1 protein-coding gene is annotated in these 950 nt (G+C 40.4%); it reads left to right on the forward strand.

Annotated features, from left to right (window positions below):
• Positions 1 to 168: 168 nt before the first annotated feature.
• The gene (locus tag ABT56_RS13155) at positions 169 to 747 is read left to right on the forward strand and encodes a hypothetical protein (protein WP_047879351.1); all 579 of its coding nucleotides are present in this window, start codon (positions 169 to 171) and stop codon (positions 745 to 747) included.
• Positions 748 to 950 lie beyond the last annotated feature (203 nt).

The following is a 950-nucleotide window of genomic DNA, read 5'->3' on the forward strand; positions in this document are numbered from 1 at the left end:
GCCGCATAGGAGGTTTTTTGGTTACCGGTTTCTGGTAATATCTATGACACTAGTGTTCTAGGTTTAGCTCGGCGTAATCTGTTACTCCTGAACCTTTGGTAATATCTGGAACACTAGTGTTCCAAATATTGCTATTGTATTAATTCAATTTATCGAGAAGGAACGTTAATGAAATACGATAAGGAAAAACAAGTTTTGTTTTGCGATAACGGAGACGAAGGCAAAGCGTTTATTCATCGGCAAGTCGTTACGACAGTCGGTATGACTTCGCAGCAAAAGAGAGTAAAAGATAGAGTCGTAATGAGGCGATGGGTATGGTTTATTTGGGAAGGTGCTAAAGCTCCTCGTTGGTATGAAAGCCGAGAGGCACTAGATCAACCCAAGATAGGGTATGTTCTGACGAGCCGAAGTGTAAGAAATTCAAAAAACAGAATGCTAAGCGATGAATTTATAGAAAAGCATGCTCTAACGGATAAGGAGGTTGAGCGTTTTAAGTTCATGTTTGATAAAACCAAAGATGAACTCGACTTTCTAGAAGCTAATGGGTTAGTTGAAGTTGTTGATATGAGAAAGCGAGCTCAGCAATTAACTAAGCGCTATCTAAAAGAACTCGAAGATTGTGATGGTTTATCTGGAAAGATTGACGAGAAGAAGCTCGAACTTCTGGAGCAACTTAAAGAGTCGATAAATGAATTAGATTCAGTGCTGACAAAAAAGCTGTACGAGATTCATTCAAACAAGGTCTGATTTGGTAGTGTAGCGTCGGTTGCTTAATATCCGAAAGATGATCTTTGAAGGCCTCCATTTCGATGGGGGCTTTTGTGTTTTTGGCCTACAGAACGGCGATAGTGTTGAAGATCGTTGCGATCTTGAGCATTAAGTCGTAATCTTTTGCCCAGATGTGAAAAAACCAGCCCGGCAAGGCTGGTTTTTTCGGAATACTTACGAGT

This window comes from Photobacterium aquae (genome assembly GCF_001029445.1).
Classification (GTDB): domain Bacteria; phylum Pseudomonadota; class Gammaproteobacteria; order Enterobacterales; family Vibrionaceae; genus Photobacterium; species Photobacterium aquae.

Bases quoted from the DNA above. Each gene is read 5' to 3' on its own strand.
- ABT56_RS13155 (WP_047879351.1), top strand. From the start codon at position 169: ATGAAATACGATAAGGAAAAACAAGTTTTGTTTTGCGATAACGGAGAC.